General features: G+C 40.3%; 14 protein-coding genes. 13 read left to right on the top strand and 1 reads right to left on the bottom strand.

All coding sequences use genetic code 11. The features are described from left to right. Position 1: 1 nt before the first annotated feature. From AC1D0K_RS26560 to AC1D0K_RS26510, 11 genes are all read left to right on the top strand, one after another. Complete coding sequence (locus AC1D0K_RS26560) at positions 2-1,477, top strand: complex I subunit 4 family protein (RefSeq protein ID WP_477391678.1); 1,476 nt, start codon at positions 2-4, stop codon at positions 1,475-1,477. 68 nt (positions 1,478-1,545) lie between these two features. Beyond that, on the top strand, positions 1,546-1,923 hold the full coding sequence (locus AC1D0K_RS26555; protein ID WP_477391679.1) for a four helix bundle protein: 378 nt from the start codon (positions 1,546-1,548) through the stop codon (positions 1,921-1,923). Positions 1,924-2,041: 118 nt separating this feature from the next. Continuing rightward, positions 2,042-3,424, top strand: a complete 1,383-nt coding sequence (locus AC1D0K_RS26550) for an NADH-quinone oxidoreductase subunit N (protein WP_477391680.1) — start codon at positions 2,042-2,044, stop codon at positions 3,422-3,424. A 55-nt stretch (positions 3,425-3,479) separates the two neighbouring features. After that, positions 3,480-4,127: a DedA family protein gene (locus AC1D0K_RS26545; RefSeq protein WP_477391681.1), complete on the top strand. Its 648-nt coding sequence runs from the start codon at positions 3,480-3,482 to the stop codon at positions 4,125-4,127. 9 nt (positions 4,128-4,136) lie between these two features. Next, complete coding sequence (locus AC1D0K_RS26540) at positions 4,137-4,682, top strand: inorganic diphosphatase (protein ID WP_477391682.1); 546 nt, start codon at positions 4,137-4,139, stop codon at positions 4,680-4,682. Positions 4,683-4,689: 7 nt separating this feature from the next. Further along, positions 4,690-6,030, top strand: coding sequence for a hemolysin family protein (locus AC1D0K_RS26535; RefSeq protein WP_477391683.1), 1,341 nt, complete (start codon positions 4,690-4,692; stop codon positions 6,028-6,030). A 12-nt stretch (positions 6,031-6,042) separates the two neighbouring features. After that, positions 6,043-6,753 carry a 16S rRNA (uracil(1498)-N(3))-methyltransferase gene (locus AC1D0K_RS26530; RefSeq protein WP_477391684.1) on the top strand — a complete coding sequence of 237 codons (711 nt, stop codon included), beginning with the start codon at positions 6,043-6,045 and terminating at the stop codon, positions 6,751-6,753. After that, positions 6,750-7,412 carry a DUF4159 domain-containing protein gene (locus tag AC1D0K_RS26525; RefSeq protein ID WP_477391685.1) on the top strand — a complete coding sequence of 221 codons (663 nt, stop codon included), beginning with the start codon at positions 6,750-6,752 and terminating at the stop codon, positions 7,410-7,412. Before AC1D0K_RS26530 ends, AC1D0K_RS26525 begins: the two co-directional genes overlap by 4 nt. A 111-nt stretch (positions 7,413-7,523) precedes the next feature. Next, positions 7,524-8,021 carry an acyl-CoA carboxylase biotin carboxyl carrier protein subunit gene (locus AC1D0K_RS26520; protein ID WP_477391686.1) on the top strand — a complete coding sequence of 166 codons (498 nt, stop codon included), beginning with the start codon at positions 7,524-7,526 and terminating at the stop codon, positions 8,019-8,021. A 124-nt stretch (positions 8,022-8,145) separates the two neighbouring features. Beyond that, positions 8,146-11,205 (top strand): SusC/RagA family TonB-linked outer membrane protein, encoded by a 3,060-nt coding sequence (locus tag AC1D0K_RS26515; RefSeq protein WP_477391687.1) that lies wholly within the window; start codon positions 8,146-8,148, stop codon positions 11,203-11,205. A 15-nt stretch (positions 11,206-11,220) separates the two neighbouring features. After that, complete coding sequence (locus AC1D0K_RS26510) at positions 11,221-12,615, top strand: RagB/SusD family nutrient uptake outer membrane protein (RefSeq protein WP_477442874.1); 1,395 nt, start codon at positions 11,221-11,223, stop codon at positions 12,613-12,615. Positions 12,616-13,050: 435 nt separating this feature from the next. On the opposite strand, the gene AC1D0K_RS26505 is transcribed toward AC1D0K_RS26510, so the two are convergent. After that, on the bottom strand, positions 13,051-14,724 hold the full coding sequence (locus AC1D0K_RS26505; protein ID WP_477442872.1) for an SUMF1/EgtB/PvdO family nonheme iron enzyme: 1,674 nt from the start codon (positions 14,722-14,724) through the stop codon (positions 13,051-13,053). Between the two features lie 239 nt (positions 14,725-14,963). Here AC1D0K_RS26505 and porV point away from each other — a divergent pair, with 239 nt between their 5' ends. Together porV and ispF are read left to right on the top strand one after the other, a co-directional pair. Beyond that, positions 14,964-16,133, top strand: a complete 1,170-nt coding sequence (gene porV / locus AC1D0K_RS26500) for a type IX secretion system outer membrane channel protein PorV (protein WP_477391690.1) — start codon at positions 14,964-14,966, stop codon at positions 16,131-16,133. Beyond that, the gene (gene ispF, locus AC1D0K_RS26495; protein WP_477391691.1) at positions 16,133-16,615 is read left to right on the top strand and encodes a 2-C-methyl-D-erythritol 2,4-cyclodiphosphate synthase; all 483 of its coding nucleotides are present in this window, start codon (positions 16,133-16,135) and stop codon (positions 16,613-16,615) included. The genes porV and ispF overlap by 1 nt, the downstream gene beginning before the upstream one ends. Positions 16,616-16,722 lie beyond the last annotated feature (107 nt).

Below are 16,722 nucleotides of genomic sequence, written 5' to 3'. Positions count from 1 at the left end.
AATGACCGTTAGTATATTAATTTTTTTACCGGTAGTTGCCGCAGTTATAGTAGCCTTATTAAAAAATGGAGTTGCTAAGCATGCCGCATTATTTTTCTCTGTTGCCCAACTGGTAATAGCCGGCCTGTTTTTAAGCCGTTTTGTGCCCGATGCAACAACACAGTTTGGTATTGATGTGCCATGGATAGCAAAATTTGGTATCTATTTTAGCGCCGGTATTGACGGGATCAGCATGATCATGGTATTACTTACCACCTTGCTTGTGCCGCTTATTATATTAACTACCTACAAGCATGAGTACAAAAATGCGGGTGCATTTTATGCTTTAATACTATTTATGCAAGCTGGCTTGCTGGTAGTGTTTACCGCGCTGGATGGGTTTTTGTTTTACGTTGGATGGGAAGCCGCATTGATTCCTATTTATTTTATATGCGCCCTTTGGGGTGGCGAAAACCGCATCCGTATTACACTTAAGTTTTTCATTTACACTTTTGCCGGGTCGTTATTTATGCTGGTAGCTATCATCTACCTTTATTTACAATCCCCGGATAAGACTTTTGATATCCACAATTTTTACGCTTTAAAGCTTACTGCCCAACAACAGTCATGGGTGTTTTTAGCATTCTTTATGGCATTTGCTATAAAAATGCCTTTATTCCCTTTCCATACATGGCAGCCCGATACTTATACAGAGGCTCCGACAGGTGGTACGATGATGTTATCGGGTATTATGCTTAAAATGGGTATCTATGGAGTTATCAGATGGTTGATACCAATTGCGCCTCTTGGGCTTGCTCATTGGCAACCCATAGCTATTATACTCGCCGTTATAGGTATTGTGTATGCTTCTATCATCGCATTTAAGCAAACCGATGGTAAGCGGTTGGTAGCTTATTCATCTATAGCGCACGTAGGTCTTATTGCTGCTGCAATTTTTACCTGGAACGTGCAGGGTTTACAGGGCGCAATGATACAAATGCTTAACCACGGTATTAATGTGGTAGGTATGTTTTTTATATGGGATATCATCAGCAGGCGTTTAAATACCCGCGATATCGGCCAGCTTGGTGGCATTGCAATGGTGGCGCCCAAATTTTCTATTGCGTTTTTAATTATCGTATTGGGTACGGTAGGTTTGCCGCTAACCAATGGATTTGTGGGGGAGTTTTTGTTGTTGGATGGAGTTTTTCAATATAGTGCTTATCACTACATGAATTTGGCCCTGGTGATTGCCGCTGGCTTAACCATCATTTTTGGAGCTGTATATATGCTGCGCATGTATAAAAATGTAATGCAGGGCGAGCTTAATGAATTGACAACAACTTTTAAAGATATAAGCGGATCTGAGCAATTGGTTCTTACTATTATCTGTATACTAATAATTGTTATAGGCGTTTATCCGCAGCCAATAATGCATATATCTGAGGCGGCTGTTAATAATTTGTTGGGCACCCTGAATGGAAAGTTGGTGTATTAAGAAGAAATTCGAAACTCTAAAGGTTTAAATTCGAAACTCTAATTTCTAAATTCTAAAAGGGAAAATTAATGGATGTTGGAGAGAATAACGTTAAGAAGTTTAATCTAGAAGACAGGACATTTGATTTTGCTAATAACTGTAAAGAATTTTTAAAAAAGATTGAGAGAAATATACATAATATTGAATACTATAAACAACTCATTCGGTCATCGGGTTCGGTAGCAGCAAATTTTATCGAGGCCAATGAGAGTTTTAGTCGTAATGATTTTTCTCATAGGATAAAGATATGTAGAAAAGAAGCTAAGGAAAGCCGGTTGTGGCTTAGACTTATTGATATAAATGAACAACAATTATCAGCTACAAGAGACGCGTTAATTCAGGAAACAATTGAGTTAACAAAGATTTTTGGAGCAATGCTTGAAAAAATTAAAAATACTAATCCATAAATTACTCAAGGTTTTAGATACAGTTTTAGAGTTTTAAATTCAAATCTTAGGGTTTCGTATTTAAGTTTTAGAGTTTAGTATTTAGGATTTCGGGTTTAGAATTTAGAGTTAAAAAAAAATGACTACTTTAATCATCATATCTGTTTTACCAATAGTGTTGCTGTATCTTGGATTATACAAGGCTACAAAAGCATTATTACCCGTTACTGTGATCGGCTTGATTGCCGCCCTGGTTTGTGCTATTGCCGAATATAAAACTCCGGATACCACTATGCCAATTTATCACGGTATGATGATGTTCAATAATTTTTCTGTTGTATTTTCATCTGTTACTATCATCAGTACTATCCTCATCCTGCTGTTATCTGCCGGGTATTTCGAGAGGATAAGCAACCATGTGGCGGAGTACTATGCCATTATATTGTTCTCGCTGGCGGGTATCATTGTAATGGTATCTTACTATAACCTTACCATGATGTTTATTGGTATCGAGATTATGTCTGTAAGTTTATACATCCTGGCAGGTATAAAGAAAAGCGATTTTGCCTCTAATGAAGCTGCTTTAAAATACTTCCTGATGGGGGCTTTCTCAACAGGTTTCTTACTGTTTGGTATTACGCTGATATACGGTTCAACAGGATCATTTAGTTTGGAAGTTATCCGCGACTGGGTTTTGGCTCATCCGCATATCGATCCTATGTTCTACACTGGAATAGGCTTAATCGTTGTTGGGCTTTGCTTTAAGCTTGGCGCCGCACCGTTCCATTTTTGGACTCCTGACGTGTACGAGGGTTCGCCAACCATCATTACGGCCTTCATGTCAACAGTGGTAAAAACAGCCAGTATTGCTGCATTTCTCCGTTTGTTTTCTGCGTGTTTTGCTCCGCTATCAGATTTTTGGGTGCCGGTTTTATTAGTAATTACCGTAGCAACTTTATTTGTAGGTAATATCACAGCGCTGTATCAGCAAAGCTTTAAACGTATGCTGGCTTTTTCCAGCATATCGCATGCCGGTTATTTGTTATTTGCTATAGTTGCTTTGGGTTCAGCATCTGCAAACTCGGTATTCATGTATGCTACTGCCTATTCAATAGCTTCAATTATCGCTTTTGGTAGTTTAATATTGGTTCATCAACAAAGTGGCAGCGATAGTTTTGAAAGCTTTAACGGCCTTGCAAAAAACAATCCTTTCCTGGCCCTTGTATTAACTATATCAATGCTTTCACTGGCTGGTATTCCGCTTACTGCAGGGTTTATTGGTAAGTTCTTCATGTTTTCGGGCGCGTTGTCAAAATACCAGGTTTGGCTGGTTATCATAGCCGTTGTAAATGCTATAATAGCCATATTCTATTATTTCAGGGTTATAGTTGCCATGTATTTCCGGTCGGCTGATAGGGCCGAAGTTATTGTTCCGGTATATTATAAACTTGTTTTTGCAGTTTCTGCTTTAGCAACAGTTATCATCGGTGTCTACCCTGATTTTATCTCGCGTTTCATTTAATATTAACTGAGTACTACAAATTGATATAATATTTGTAGTTTTACAGATATAGTGAATGGAAAGTTTTTGGGATTACCTTCAAAATTTAACGGACGCTCAATCCATCATAAGCAGGGGAGGCTTTTATTTCCTGCTTGTTGTTGTTTTTGCTGAAACCGGCCTGTTTTTTGGTTTTTTTTTACCAGGAGATTACCTGCTATTTATGGCAGGTTTGCTGTGTTCTGCGGGGAAGGTTGATGTAAACATATCTACGTTGGTGTTATCGCTCATAGCAGCAGGCATATTAGGAAATTTTACGGGTTATTGGTTTGGTTACCGAACGGGGCCTGTGTTATTTAATAAGAACGACTCGCTATTTTTTAAGAAACGGTATGTGATACTGGCCAGCGATTTTTATAACAAATACGGAGGGATGGCCTTGATTTTAGGGAGATTTTTCCCGATAGTTAGAACATTTGCCCCTATATTTGCAGGAGTTGTAAAGGTTGATATCAAGAAATTTGGTTTATATAACCTGATAGGAAGTGTAACCTGGGTATGCACCTTTACGTTAGGCGGATATTTCTTAGGAAGAAGGTTTCCGCAGGTAAAGGATTATATGCAGTATATAGTGCTGGGATTGATCGTAATTACCTCCATCCCGCTTATTTTAGCTTACGTCAAAAAGAAGTTAGTAGAGAGTAAAGAAAAACATAATACATAATAAATACCGATGAGTACACAACATCCATGGCACCAGGTTTCTCCAGGTGAAAATATTCCCGAAATTGTTAACGCTATTATAGAAATACCAAAAGGTTCAAAAGCTAAATACGAGATAGATAAAGATTCTGGTTTGTTAAAATTAGATCGCGTTTTGTTCTCGTCAGTAATGTATCCTGCAAATTATGGCTTTATTCCGCAAACTTATTGCGATGATAAGGATCCGTTGGATATATTGGTGCTTTGCTCAATTGATGTTTTCCCGATGTCGATTATTGAGGCAAAGGTTGTAGGTGTAATGCACATGGTTGATAATGGCGAGCAGGACGATAAGATCATTGCTGTGGCCAAGAACGATATGTCTGTAAATTACATTAACGATTTGAACGAGCTTCCACCGCACGCGATGACCGAGATTGTTCGTTTCTTTAAGGATTATAAAAAGCTGGAAGGCAAAAATGTAACCATCGAGCATTTATTAGGTGTGCGGTACGCGCATAAAGTAATACTTGAAAGTTTGGAATTGTACAAGTCTACATTTCCTGTTTACCAATAATCAATAGATGGACCCCGCACCTTACGAAATAAGTGTCTTTTATATAATCGCTACCATGCTTTTGGTTTTGCTCAACGGCTTTTTTGTAGCCGCCGAGTTTGCCATGGTTAGGGTAAGAGGTTCACAAATAGAGATTAAAGCTAAAGGCGGAAGCGCGGTAGCTAAAGTTGCAAGGGGCATTTTACATAATTTGGATGGATACCTGGCTGCTACGCAGCTGGGTATTACCATTGCTTCGCTTGGTTTAGGTGTTGTTGGCGAAGGAGTTGTTACCAACATTGTACTACGGGCTTTTTTGGCCGTAGGTATTAAGCTTACACCGGTTTTTATAACCACAAGCCATGTTCTGGCATTTTCATCTATCACTATACTACATATTGTATTTGGCGAACTGGCGCCTAAATCGATAGCCATTCAAAAATCGGCACGTACGGTATTGGCGGTTTCATTTCCACTAAGATTCTTCTTTGTTTTTTTTAAACCACTAATATGGTTGTTGAACGGCTTCGCTAATTTTATTTTGAAGCTGTTAGGCATTAGTACTTTGGAGGGCGGCGAGGCGCATCACAGTTCTGAGGAATTGCAATACCTGCTTGAGCAAGGTAAGGAAACTGGAGCGCTTGATTCAAATGAGCATGAACTGATCCAGAATGTGTTTGATTTTAATGAGCGGGTAGTAAAAAATATCATGGTGCCGCGTACCAAAATATCGGGTATCGATATCAATTCAACCACGCAGGAACTATTGGATATGATCATAGACGAAGGTTATTCCCGGATGCCTGTTTTTGATGATGTAATAGATAAGATCATTGGTATAGTACACGCCAAAGATATATTGCCATTGCTGGCGCGGAACCAGGAGATTGTGCTTAGGGATATCATCCGTAAGCCTTACTTTATCCCCGAGACCAAAAAGATCAACGATCTGATGGCCGAATTGCAGCAAAAGCGGATACAGATAGCTATTGTACTTGATGAATTTGGCGGTACTGCAGGTATGGTTACCCTGGAGGATATTGTAGAAGAACTGGTAGGCGAGATACAGGATGAATACGATGAAGAAAAGCCTATAGTTGAAAAGGTGAACGAACGTGAGTTTATTGTAAATGCGCTTGCACCTATATACGATGTAAATGAGCATTTACCTCATGACCTGCCCGAGGATGGTGACTTTGATACCGTATCCGGATGGTTGGGCGATATATTTGGTAAGATCCCTGATGTGGGCGAGCAAAAGGAATCCAACGGCTATAACATTACTGTATTAAGAAAATCTGACCAGAATATTGAATCTGTTAAACTTGAGTTATTGATAAATGAAGAAGATGCAGTAGATTTACATTAATCTGCTTAGCCAATGCAACTTTTTTATACCCCCGATATTGAACCCTCGCACCCGCAATATTTTCTTAGCGAGGAAGAAAGTAAACATGCCATACGTGTATTAAGATTAGAGGCTGGCGACAAAGTTCAGCTGATTGATGGTCGTGGTGGTTTTTATGATGCACAAATTCAGGATGCTCATCCAAAACGAACTATCCTCAATATTACTTCCGTTACTCCAAACTTTAACAAACGCAACCATTACCTGCACATCGCGGTAGCGCCAACCAAAAATATTGAACGGCTGGAATGGTTTTTAGAAAAAGCTACCGAGATAGGTATCGATGAGATCTCACTGATCATAACCCAGCGGTCCGAACGAAAAGAGGTAAAGGTTGATAGGCTCAACAAGATCATTACAGCGGCCATCAAACAATCCCTTAAAGCATATCACCCTGTTTTAAATGACGCGGTTAAACTGAATCAACTGCTGACGCAGCCATTTGATGGGCAAAAATTTATTGCCCATTGCGAAGCCGGTGAAAAGTTTGATCTGCGTAAAGAGATAACCAACAACGGCAGATACCTGGTTTTAATAGGTCCTGAAGGGGATTTTTCTCCCGCCGAAATTGAACTTGCTTTAGAAAATGATTTTAAGCCCATCACCTTGGGTGAGGCAAGGTTACGTACCGAAACTGCCGCATTGGAGGCTTGCTTTGAAGTTAACTTTATAAATAGGGTATGAAAAGCATTAGGCATATCGTAATTGCTTTGGCTGCATTTATAGTAATGAGCGGCTTTAATGTGCCTTCATATAAAATTGCCCGCCTTAAATATGCAGGAGGGGGCGACTGGTACGGCGACCGTACCGCTTTAACTAACCTCATTAAGTTTTGTAATGAAAACCTGAAGACAAACTTTGATACAGATGACGATGTGGTAGAAGTGGGCAGTTCATCAATATTTAATTATCCGTTTGTTTTTATGACCGGCCATGGTAACGTGATATTTAGCGACCAGGAGGCCCGTAACCTGCGTAAATACCTTACCGGTGGTGGCTTTTTACATATCGACGATAATTACGGGTTAGATAAGTTTATTCGCCCGCAAATGAAAAAAGTTTTCCCCGAACTTGAATTTGTGGAGCTTCCGCTTAATCATCCAATCTATCATCAGAAATACAGTTTCCCTAACGGCCTGCCGAAGATCCATGAGCATGATGGCACGCGCGCGCAGGGATTTGGCCTGATATATAAAGGCCGGTTGGTATGTTTTTATGACTATGAATGCGATTTGGGCAATGGATGGGAAGATTACGGTACTTATGCCGGCGATACACAGGAAAGCCGCTTAAAGGCGCTGAAAATGGGTGCCAATATGATACAATACGTATTTACTCAATAGACTTTTTTGCGGAGCGGCCCGGCGTTTTTCTTTTTTTAGCCGGCGTTCATTGCAGATTAAATTTAATACCTTTAAACTTACAAGAACCTTATATCACAAATACCGCCACAGATGTATCAAATAAAAGTAAATGGCCAATATGTTTTTGAAACCGAAAGAAACAGTGATGATTTGCTCTTAAACCAAACCAAAACCGGCGCTGATATTAAACATATTGGTGGAAATATCTATCACATCATAGAAGGCAACCAATCCTATAACATAGACGTAGTATCATTTAACAACGCCGATAAAACTGCCGAAATTAAAGTCAACAATAATACCTATGTAATTACTGCTAAAGATCAGTTTGATATTTTGCTTGATAAATTAGGTCTCAGCAGTTTAAGCAGCGCCCGGCTGAGTGAGGTAAAGGCTCCAATGCCTGGGATGGTGCTGAAGGTTTATGTTACTGACGGGGAAGAAATTAAAAAAGGGGATAACCTGTTTGTACTTGAAGCCATGAAAATGGAGAATATCATAAAATCTCCGGCTGATGCATCTATCAAAAAAATAAAAATTAAGGCTGGCGATAAAGTGGAAAAGGGACAAATTCTGATCGAATTTTAAAAATTAATTTTTTGGCTTCCACTTTTATTACAATTACGTAAAAGATTGAGCTATTTATTGCTGTTTCTGTTGTTTTATTGCCGTTTTGTTAATAACTTACTTTTTTAATTAACATTTTAACTTTATGAAGAAAAATCTACTAACAATTTTGTTGTTATTTTCCTGCATCTCATTGGTTTTTGGGCAAAACCGTGTGATAACTGGTAAGGTAACAGATCAAAAAGATGGGTCACCCTTACCTGGGGTAAGCGTGTCCGTGAAAGGAGTTGCCAGTATAGGCACTCAAACCGATATCAGTGGATCATACAGCTTGTCGGTTCCTGCTACAGCAAAAATTTTAATTTTTACATTTATAGGTTACACACCTGCCGAAATTGCTATCAATAAAGTGGTTATCAATGCCAGTTTGCTGGTTGATGCCAAGCAGCTTACCGAAGTTGTGGTAGTTGGCTATGGTACCCAAAGCAGGCGTTCATTAACCGGTTCTATCTCAAAAATTAAAGGGGCTGATATCGAAAATATCCCGGTACCAAGTTTAGAATCTGCCATACAGGGCCGCACACCTGGTGTATATATACAGGCTCAAAATGGAAAGCTGGGCCAGGGAATCCAGGTGCGTATCCGTGGCGCGTCATCTGTATCTGCCGGAAACCAGCCATTATATGTTGTGGATGGTTTGCCTATTACCGTTGATGACTTTTCAACCAACGGTGCATCAACCAACCCACTGGTGGATTTAAATCAGAATGATATTGAATCAATTGATATATTGAAAGATGCCTCGGCAGCTGCAATTTATGGTTCAAGGGCATCAAACGGCGTGGTTTTGGTAACTACCAAAAAAGGTAAAGCCGGAGACACCAAGGTAACCTACAATCAATATTATGGATTTAGTAAACCTACACGCGAACGTGAATTTTTAAATTCAGAACAATATGTTACCCTGTTAAGATTAGCGGGTGCAGCGGGCGGATATTCCACAACTTCGGTTGAAGCAAGGTTAAAAAGATATGCCGCAGGTAACGATGATTATAAAACCTATAAGGTAAATACCGACTGGCAGAAAGAAATTACACAACATGCCCCGGTGCAAAATTATAACCTGGTATTATCTGGCGGTACCGATAAAACCAAGTTTTATATATCTGGTACTTATAATAATCAAAAAGGTTTCCTGATTGGTAATGCTATTAACCAGTACAGCTTAAGAACCAACATTAGTAACCAGGCTACCAAATGGTTAGAAGTAGGGGCTAATTTAAGTCTATCACGTACAAAAAACTATCGCCTGGATAATGACGATGCTTTTTCAACGCCAGAGCAAGTTGTGGCCTTATCGCCAATTACCCCGGCTATCGATCCTCGTACAGGATTAACCAGTGGTGCACTTGATCCCGCTACCAGTCTTCCAAACGCCAGTTTTCCTATCTATTTTAACCCATTGTTAAATGCTCAAAACAGCTATTTTAACACAGTGGATTATCGGAATTTGGGTAACTTGTATGCTCAGGTAAAACTGCTTCCTTCGTTAAACTTTAGATCGGAAGTCGGTGTGGATATATTAAATTCAAGTGAGGATAGTTATTCAGGCTCGTTAACGTCCCGAAACTCCGGTACGCCCAATGGCTCTGGTTTTAACTCATCCGTTACCGCTGTAAACTTTAATACAAACAATTTTTTACAATTTATTAAAGATATAGGTAAGAGTAATATTAATGCCGTGGGTGGTATGTCTTATCAGCGCCAGCAAAACGATCTTAACTCAATTACTGGTAATCAGTTCCCGAGCGATGCATATAAAAAACTTTTCAGTTCTGCAGATATTACAAATGGTATATCAAAAACAGCAGCCTATTCATTATTGTCATATTTTGCAAGGGCAAATTATAAATATGATGAAAAATACCTTTTATCATTAAGTGGTCGTATTGATGGTTCTTCCAGGTTTGGCGCCAATCATCGCTACGGATTTTTCCCTGCAGGTTCAGTAGGCTGGATTGTATCAGAAGAGAGCTTCATGAAAAAACAACAGCTGGTTTCTGAATTGAAATTAAGGGCCAGTTATGGTATTACAGGTAACTCCGAGATTGGCAACTTTCCATCCCGAGGATTATTTACAGAATTTGGGTACGCCGGTGTTGCAGGCGCAAGGCAAACTCAATTGCCTAATCCTGATTTAAAGTGGGAAACAACTGCGCAAACAGATGTTGGTTTAGATATAGGTTTTTTCAATGGACGACTTACCGGCCAGTTTGATGTGTATTTAAAGAAAACAAAGGACCTTTTATTGAATGTGCAGATTCCTGGCACATCCGGTTTTACAACTATTACTCAAAACCTGGGTAAACTCCAAAACAAGGGGTTTGAAATGCAGATTGACTCAAAGAATATTGTTGGCAACGGAATTACCTGGTCAACAAGCTTTAACTTCTCTGTTAACCGCAATAAAATTACCGACCTGAAAGGTCAGGTTATTAAAGGTAGCGGCGATGGTGTTAACCGCGCTGTTGAAGGCCAGCCATTGGGTATATTTTACACGGTTGAGTTTGCAGGGGCTGATCCAGCTAATGGAGATGCGCTTTATTACAAAAACACCGATCTTGGCGGCGGCAAACGCGATAGGGCTACTACTAATGATTACAATGAAGCAACCCCGGTTGTTGTTGGTGATCCTAACCCTAAATTTATTGCGGGTTTAAATAACACGGTAAGTTATAAAGGATTTGATTTTAGCTTTCTATTACAGGAAGTAAATGGCGATAAGATCTATAACGGTGGTGGCCAGTATATGTCTGTTGGTTTTAATAACGGAGCTGATAACCAAACCATAGACCAATTGCAATCATGGAAAAAAGCGGGTGATATAACCAGGGTGCCAGAAGCTCGTTTGTTTGGTGGTAACGGTGTATCGCCAAGTTCAAGGTATTTGAGTGATGGATCATACCTCCGTTTAAAGAATATTGTTTTAGGTTATAATTTCCCAAAAGGCGTATTGGAGAAGATAAAGCTGCGTAGCTTAAGAATTTATGCGCAAGCCACAAACTTAGCCACCTGGACCAAATATAAAGGTTGGGATCCTGAGCTGAACTCGGATGCATTTTCTGGCAACATTACCCAGAACTATGATTTTTATGCAGCTCCGCAGGCTAAGACAATAACTTTTGGAATTAACGTGGGATTTTAATTTAAGCTGAAGAAGATGAAAAAAACAAAATATTCAATTATAGCATTAAGTACATTAGTAATGCTATATAACTCCGGCTGTCAAAAACAGTTAGATATTAAGCCTCACGATACTGTAGAATCAAGCGAGGCTTTAAAAACATCTAAGGATGTAGAAGGTGTACTTATCGGCGCATATACAGCAGCTGGATTAAGGGGCCTTTATGGTGGCAGGTTACAGGCAACCACAGATTTTTTAGCGGATGATGGCGATTTTCAATACCAGGGTACTTTCTCTGAGTATACCGAACTTGACAATAAAAAAATAACTGTCGATAACTTTTTTGTTGAAGGAGTATGGGATGCGGGTTACAACACCATTGGCGTTTGTAATACTGTTTTGGCTAATTTAAACCTCGTGTTAGCGGCCAAAAAAGCAAAAGTTGAGGGTGAGGCCAAATTTTTGCGGGGAATGACTTATTTTGATCTTGCCCGTGCGTTTGGCAGGGCCTGGAATGATGGTTCGCCAACAACAAACCTGGCTGTGCCATTGGTGTTAACGCCAACCACAACAATAGCAGGGGTACAAAAGGTTAAGAGAAATACTGTAGCCGAAATTTATGCCCAGGCGATAGCTGATCTGACAACGGCCGAAGCCAATCTTGCAGGTATTAATGACTCATATGCAAACTCTTCATCTGCATCTGCAGTATTAGCAAGAATTTACCTTACCCAGGGAAAATATGAACTGGCCGAAAGTGAAGCCACGAAAATAATCGGTAGCGGACTTTTTGGACTGGTAAAAAACTTTGCCGATGAGTTTCAGCATCCGTCTCAAGCTACACGTGTATTTAACTCAACTGAAGATATATTTGCGATCCAAATTTCCAGTCAATCGGGCTTTAACGCATTAAATGAAGTTTATGCAAGCTCGGATTTTGCGGGTCGTGGAGAGACAATTATTTTTGATCAGCATTATGCCCGATACGAGGATGGGGACGACCGTGCCAATGAATTTTATGATGTGTTTACATCTAAATTTAACAACACCTTTGGTAACGTGGTTACCATTCGTTTAGCAGAAATTTATCTGATCAGGGCCGAAGCAAGGATATTGAAAACCACTCCAAATTTGGCTGGAGCAGCTGCTGATATCAACGTTATAAGAAACAGAGCTAAATTGGCTAATACAACGGCTACAACAGTTCCAACCTTGCTTACTGCTTTAAAGAAGGAGCGCCGGGTTGAATTGGCTTTTGAGGGCCAGCGGTTGGGTGATTTAAAGCGTTTCATGGAACCTACGCATTCAATTGATGGTGATGGTAATGCTGTTGACTCTTTTGACTGGAACTCGCCTAAGCTTATATTTCCGATACCAAAACGTGAGCGTGATGCAAATCCTAATTTGACACAAAACGAAGGTTATCAATAAAATAAATAAAGCATTGTTTTATGAACCCCGGTTGCTTAATGCTTCCGGGGTTTTTTGTTATTATTATGATTTCGTAACTGATAAGAGACATTTGCTACCCTTTTGCAAGGCTTTTATTTTGCAAAAATTTTAGCTAACCGGAAATCATAAAAGGCCGGGAAGCTGAAAATGAATTGCACCCTGATTCATGCCTGTTCATACTCCCTAATACATCCGCCAGTAAGTGTAAAATGCCAAACTCTGCTATCGCTTTTTGAGGCATTAATACTAATCTGGGGGCAGTTATGTTATCGTTGCGGAGGTGGTGTTTTAACGAAAGGGGGAGCTTGGGAAGTGATAACAGGTTATGTGCCGGATTTTTATAAACCCTCAATAAAAAAGAAAGGCCATTCATTGCTGAACGGCCTTCTTCGTGTTTACGTTTAAAATTGGATATTATTTAGCTTTAAAAGCTTTTGGTTTTTTAACACCATAATGAGGTTTACCTGTAGGGTAAATTTCTGGTGCGCCTACTAATGTCATCGCGCAACGGAAACCAATTTCGGCAGTTGATTCATCCTCGTCCATAAAGCGGCGGGTTGATGGGTTTAACCAGAATGCCATATCGTTCCATGAACCACCTTTGTACACTTTTGAATGGTCATTAACCAGTGTGGTTGTGCCATATAAAGCTGTGTTCACGGTATCTCTTTCGCCCCTAAAGTCAGGATTGTATTTCTTGCCCGAATTTTTTGGTGATAAAGGATCTGTTGAGTTTGGTATTGCAGGTGCTGGAGCTCCGTTAGCAGGTGTTACAGCTACGCCATTTGCATCTACCTGGCCTTGTTGGGCCTGCTGTAAAGCTATCAGGTCGGCGTATTTTAACTTTTTGTTTGATACGGCGGCATCTTTAATAGGCCTGCCATATTTATCTTTTGCGTATAGTCCTTTTGTTGGGTCGGCTAAACGTTTATTGGTATACTGGTTACCACGGAAAGGGTTAAAGTCCTCAAACTCTTCAAATGAAGTTTGGCGGTAAGTATCCTGTACCCACTCATTAACATTGCCAGCCATGTTATACAAACCAAAATCATTTGGAGCATATGAACGTACAGGGGCTGTAATGTCGGCCTTATCATTCAGGTAACCACCAACACCCGCGTTATCACCGGCGCCACGTTTAAAGTTGGCTAAAATTAAACCACGTGTTTTGCTTTTGGCAGAGCGTACACCCATTCCATTCCATGGGTACATTTTACCATCATCGATGTTTTCAAACTGTGTATTACCGGCAAGTGCTAATGCCGCATATTCCCACTCAGCTTCTGATGGCAGGCGGTATCCTTGTTTCAAAATACCATCTTCCATACGTACAGGTCTTACCGGTTTAGCATTTTTGCCAGTACCTGTGGCCGCGTTAGGGCTTAGGTTAGGCATCATTTTTTTACCGTTAATGCCTGGGCCCTGCATTTGGCCGTTCAGATAAATGTCGGTATTAAAGGGTTGTGCAGCGGTAGTTGCGGCAGCCGGGGCGGCTTTTTTACCTTTCCCATTCTGATCCTTCCAGGCTACTAATCTTCCTGTTTCGCGCAAAATGTTTTCGTTGGTACGGTCGGTACGCCATGAGCAATACTCCTGTGCCTGATCCCATGTAACACCTACAACCGGGTAATCCTGGAAGGCAGGGTGACGCAGATAGTTATCTACATAAGGATCGTTGTATGATAATGGTTTACGCCAAACCAGGGTATCGGGTAAGGCATTGTAGTACAATTCATGATCCTGGGGATAAGTTATGCTAATCCAGTGCAGGTAATCAAGCCAGTCCTGGTTGGCAACTTCGGTTTCATCCATATAAAACGACGGAACAGTTACCCTGCGACGAACGTTGTTATAGTCATAAGTTACATCCTGATCAGCACTGCCACCCATTACAAAGGTACCACCCTCAATAGGAACCAAACCTGGTCCTGGTGAAGGGTGTGTTTGCCTGTAGCGCTCATAACCACCATTACTTTTTTGATTATAAACTAAACCGGTTTTTTGCGATTGCGGTGGTTTACTACAGCTGCTTACCAATGCACCTGCGGCCACCAGCACTAAAGCAGTTTTAGTAAAAAGTATTTTCATAATTTTACAATTATATTAATGACGTAAATTTAGAAAAAAATGGATATAATGCTAATGCAGGTGGTCCATTATTCTGAATAAATGAAACAATTATCGGTTGTTTTAACGGATTATAGGTAATATTAGTTGCAATATTTTGTTTTTTTTGGTTAGTTGTAATTTAAAACACAGCATTGAAATTCAATGTGGATTTTGAATGTATATTTATCAATTAAAATATTAAAGCTAAATTGCACCCAATGAAGTTTTTTACCTTTCACAATATTACGTTCTTAGTTGTGTGTTTACTGCCTTTAACTGCTATAGGGCAAACAAGCACTGATGGAAGCACTTTTAGAGGATCACGTGCAGAGGTGCCCTTCCTGAATATTTCACCCGATTCACGTTCGGGGGCAATGGGCGAGGCCGGTGTGGCTTTATCTCCTGATGTTAATGCCAGTTTCTGGAATCCTTCAAAACTTGCCTTTATTGAAAGTAATGATGCGCTCTCGCTTTCTTACAGCCCCTGGTTGAGGCATTTAGTTCCGGATATCAGCCTGTCATATCTTAGTTATGCACACAAAATAGATGAGCGTAATACGCTTGGGGCATCACTTCGTTATTTTAATTATGGGTCATTACAATTAACCGACGATAACATTAACGACCAAGGTACTTATACACCCAACGAGTTTTCGTTTGATGTATCATATGCCCGCAAATTTGGCGATAATTTTTCATTGGGTTTAACAGCACGTTACATCCATTCTAACGTATCCAGCGTATCGTTTGCCACGCCTGGATCAAGCCAAACAGGCAGGGCGGGGAATGCGTTTGCTGCTGATGTATCCATGTTTTACAAAGCTCCGTATGGTGATGATAACCTTTTTGCTTTTGGCGCCAACATATCAAACATAGGCTCAAAGATCAGTTACAGTGATAACGGACCTAAATATTTTTTACCGGCCAACTTGAAATTCGGTGTTGCCAATACCTGGAACCTGGATGAAAGTAACCAGATAACCCTTGCCTTTGATGTAAATAAATTGCTAACGCCAACGCCGCCTATTAGGGATGCGGATGGTGTTATCATAAGTGGTAAAAATGATGATGTATCGGTGCCTGCGGGTATTTTCCAGTCGTTTGGTGATGCGCCGGGAGGTTTTAAAGAGGAATTGAAAGAATATAGCCTTTCGCCGGGTGCCGAATATTGGTACAATAATCAATTTGCTATAAGGGCGGGTTATTTATATGAAAACCCCAACAAAAGCGACAGGCGCTATGTAACCCTGGGCTTTGGTGTTAAATATGATGTTTTTAAGTTTGATTTTTCGTACCTGGCAGCCAGCCAGCAAAATAGCCCATTGGCCAATACACTGCGATTTACATTGTCGGCTAATTTCGGGGGCACTTCCAATGTATCAAAGTAATGGGTAAAATTAAAGTAGGTTTTGGGTTTGATGTACATCAGTTAAAAGAGCAGCATCCATTTGTTTTAGGCGGGGTTAACCTGGAGCATCATGCAGGGGCCTATGGTCACTCTGATGCCGATGTGTTATTGCATGCCATTTGCGATGCACTGCTGGGCGCAGCCAATCTGCGCGATATAGGTTTCCATTTTTCTAATACGGATAACCGGTGGAAGGGCATCAGTAGCCTTGTGCTGCTGCAGCACGTGGTTGTGCTGATAAAAGAAAAAGGGTTCTCGATCGGTAACATAGATGCCATGGTATGCCTGGAAGCACCTAAGATCAATCCGCATATCCCGGCTATGAAAACGCACATAGCCAAAGCCGCCTCTATTAGCGAGGATGATATATCTATTAAAGCTACCACTAATGAGCAATTGGGTTTTATAGGCCGCGAAGAGGGAGTTGTGGCTTATGCTGTTTGTTTGATAGAGCGGGATTAGCTTTTTAGAATCAAGAATTAAGAGTCAGGAATCAAGAATCAAGAGCCAAGACAAGAGATATCGGCAAGTTTGCAGGCTTTCCTAAAAGATAAACATAATGCTATAAA

The sequence above is a fragment of the Mucilaginibacter sp. P1_A3 genome (genome assembly GCF_056406855.1).
This window is presented reverse-complemented; position numbering and strand designations above follow the sequence as displayed.

Bases quoted from the DNA above. Each gene is read 5' to 3' on its own strand.
- AC1D0K_RS26560 (WP_477391678.1), top strand. From the start codon at position 2: ATGACCGTTAGTATATTAATTTTTTTACCGGTAGTTGCCGCAGTTATA.
- AC1D0K_RS26555 (WP_477391679.1), top strand. From the start codon at position 1,546: ATGGATGTTGGAGAGAATAACGTTAAGAAGTTTAATCTAGAAGACAGG.
- AC1D0K_RS26550 (WP_477391680.1), top strand. From the start codon at position 2,042: ATGACTACTTTAATCATCATATCTGTTTTACCAATAGTGTTGCTGTAT.
- AC1D0K_RS26545 (WP_477391681.1), top strand. From the start codon at position 3,480: ATGGAAAGTTTTTGGGATTACCTTCAAAATTTAACGGACGCTCAATCC.
- AC1D0K_RS26540 (WP_477391682.1), top strand. From the start codon at position 4,137: ATGAGTACACAACATCCATGGCACCAGGTTTCTCCAGGTGAAAATATT.
- AC1D0K_RS26535 (WP_477391683.1), top strand. From the start codon at position 4,690: ATGGACCCCGCACCTTACGAAATAAGTGTCTTTTATATAATCGCTACC.
- AC1D0K_RS26530 (WP_477391684.1), top strand. From the start codon at position 6,043: ATGCAACTTTTTTATACCCCCGATATTGAACCCTCGCACCCGCAATAT.
- AC1D0K_RS26525 (WP_477391685.1), top strand. From the start codon at position 6,750: ATGAAAAGCATTAGGCATATCGTAATTGCTTTGGCTGCATTTATAGTA.
- AC1D0K_RS26520 (WP_477391686.1), top strand. From the start codon at position 7,524: ATGTATCAAATAAAAGTAAATGGCCAATATGTTTTTGAAACCGAAAGA.
- AC1D0K_RS26515 (WP_477391687.1), top strand. From the start codon at position 8,146: ATGAAGAAAAATCTACTAACAATTTTGTTGTTATTTTCCTGCATCTCA.
- AC1D0K_RS26510 (WP_477442874.1), top strand. From the start codon at position 11,221: ATGAAAAAAACAAAATATTCAATTATAGCATTAAGTACATTAGTAATG.
- AC1D0K_RS26505 (WP_477442872.1), bottom strand. From the start codon at position 14,724: ATGAAAATACTTTTTACTAAAACTGCTTTAGTGCTGGTGGCCGCAGGT.
- porV (WP_477391690.1), top strand. From the start codon at position 14,964: ATGAAGTTTTTTACCTTTCACAATATTACGTTCTTAGTTGTGTGTTTA.
- ispF (WP_477391691.1), top strand. From the start codon at position 16,133: ATGGGTAAAATTAAAGTAGGTTTTGGGTTTGATGTACATCAGTTAAAA.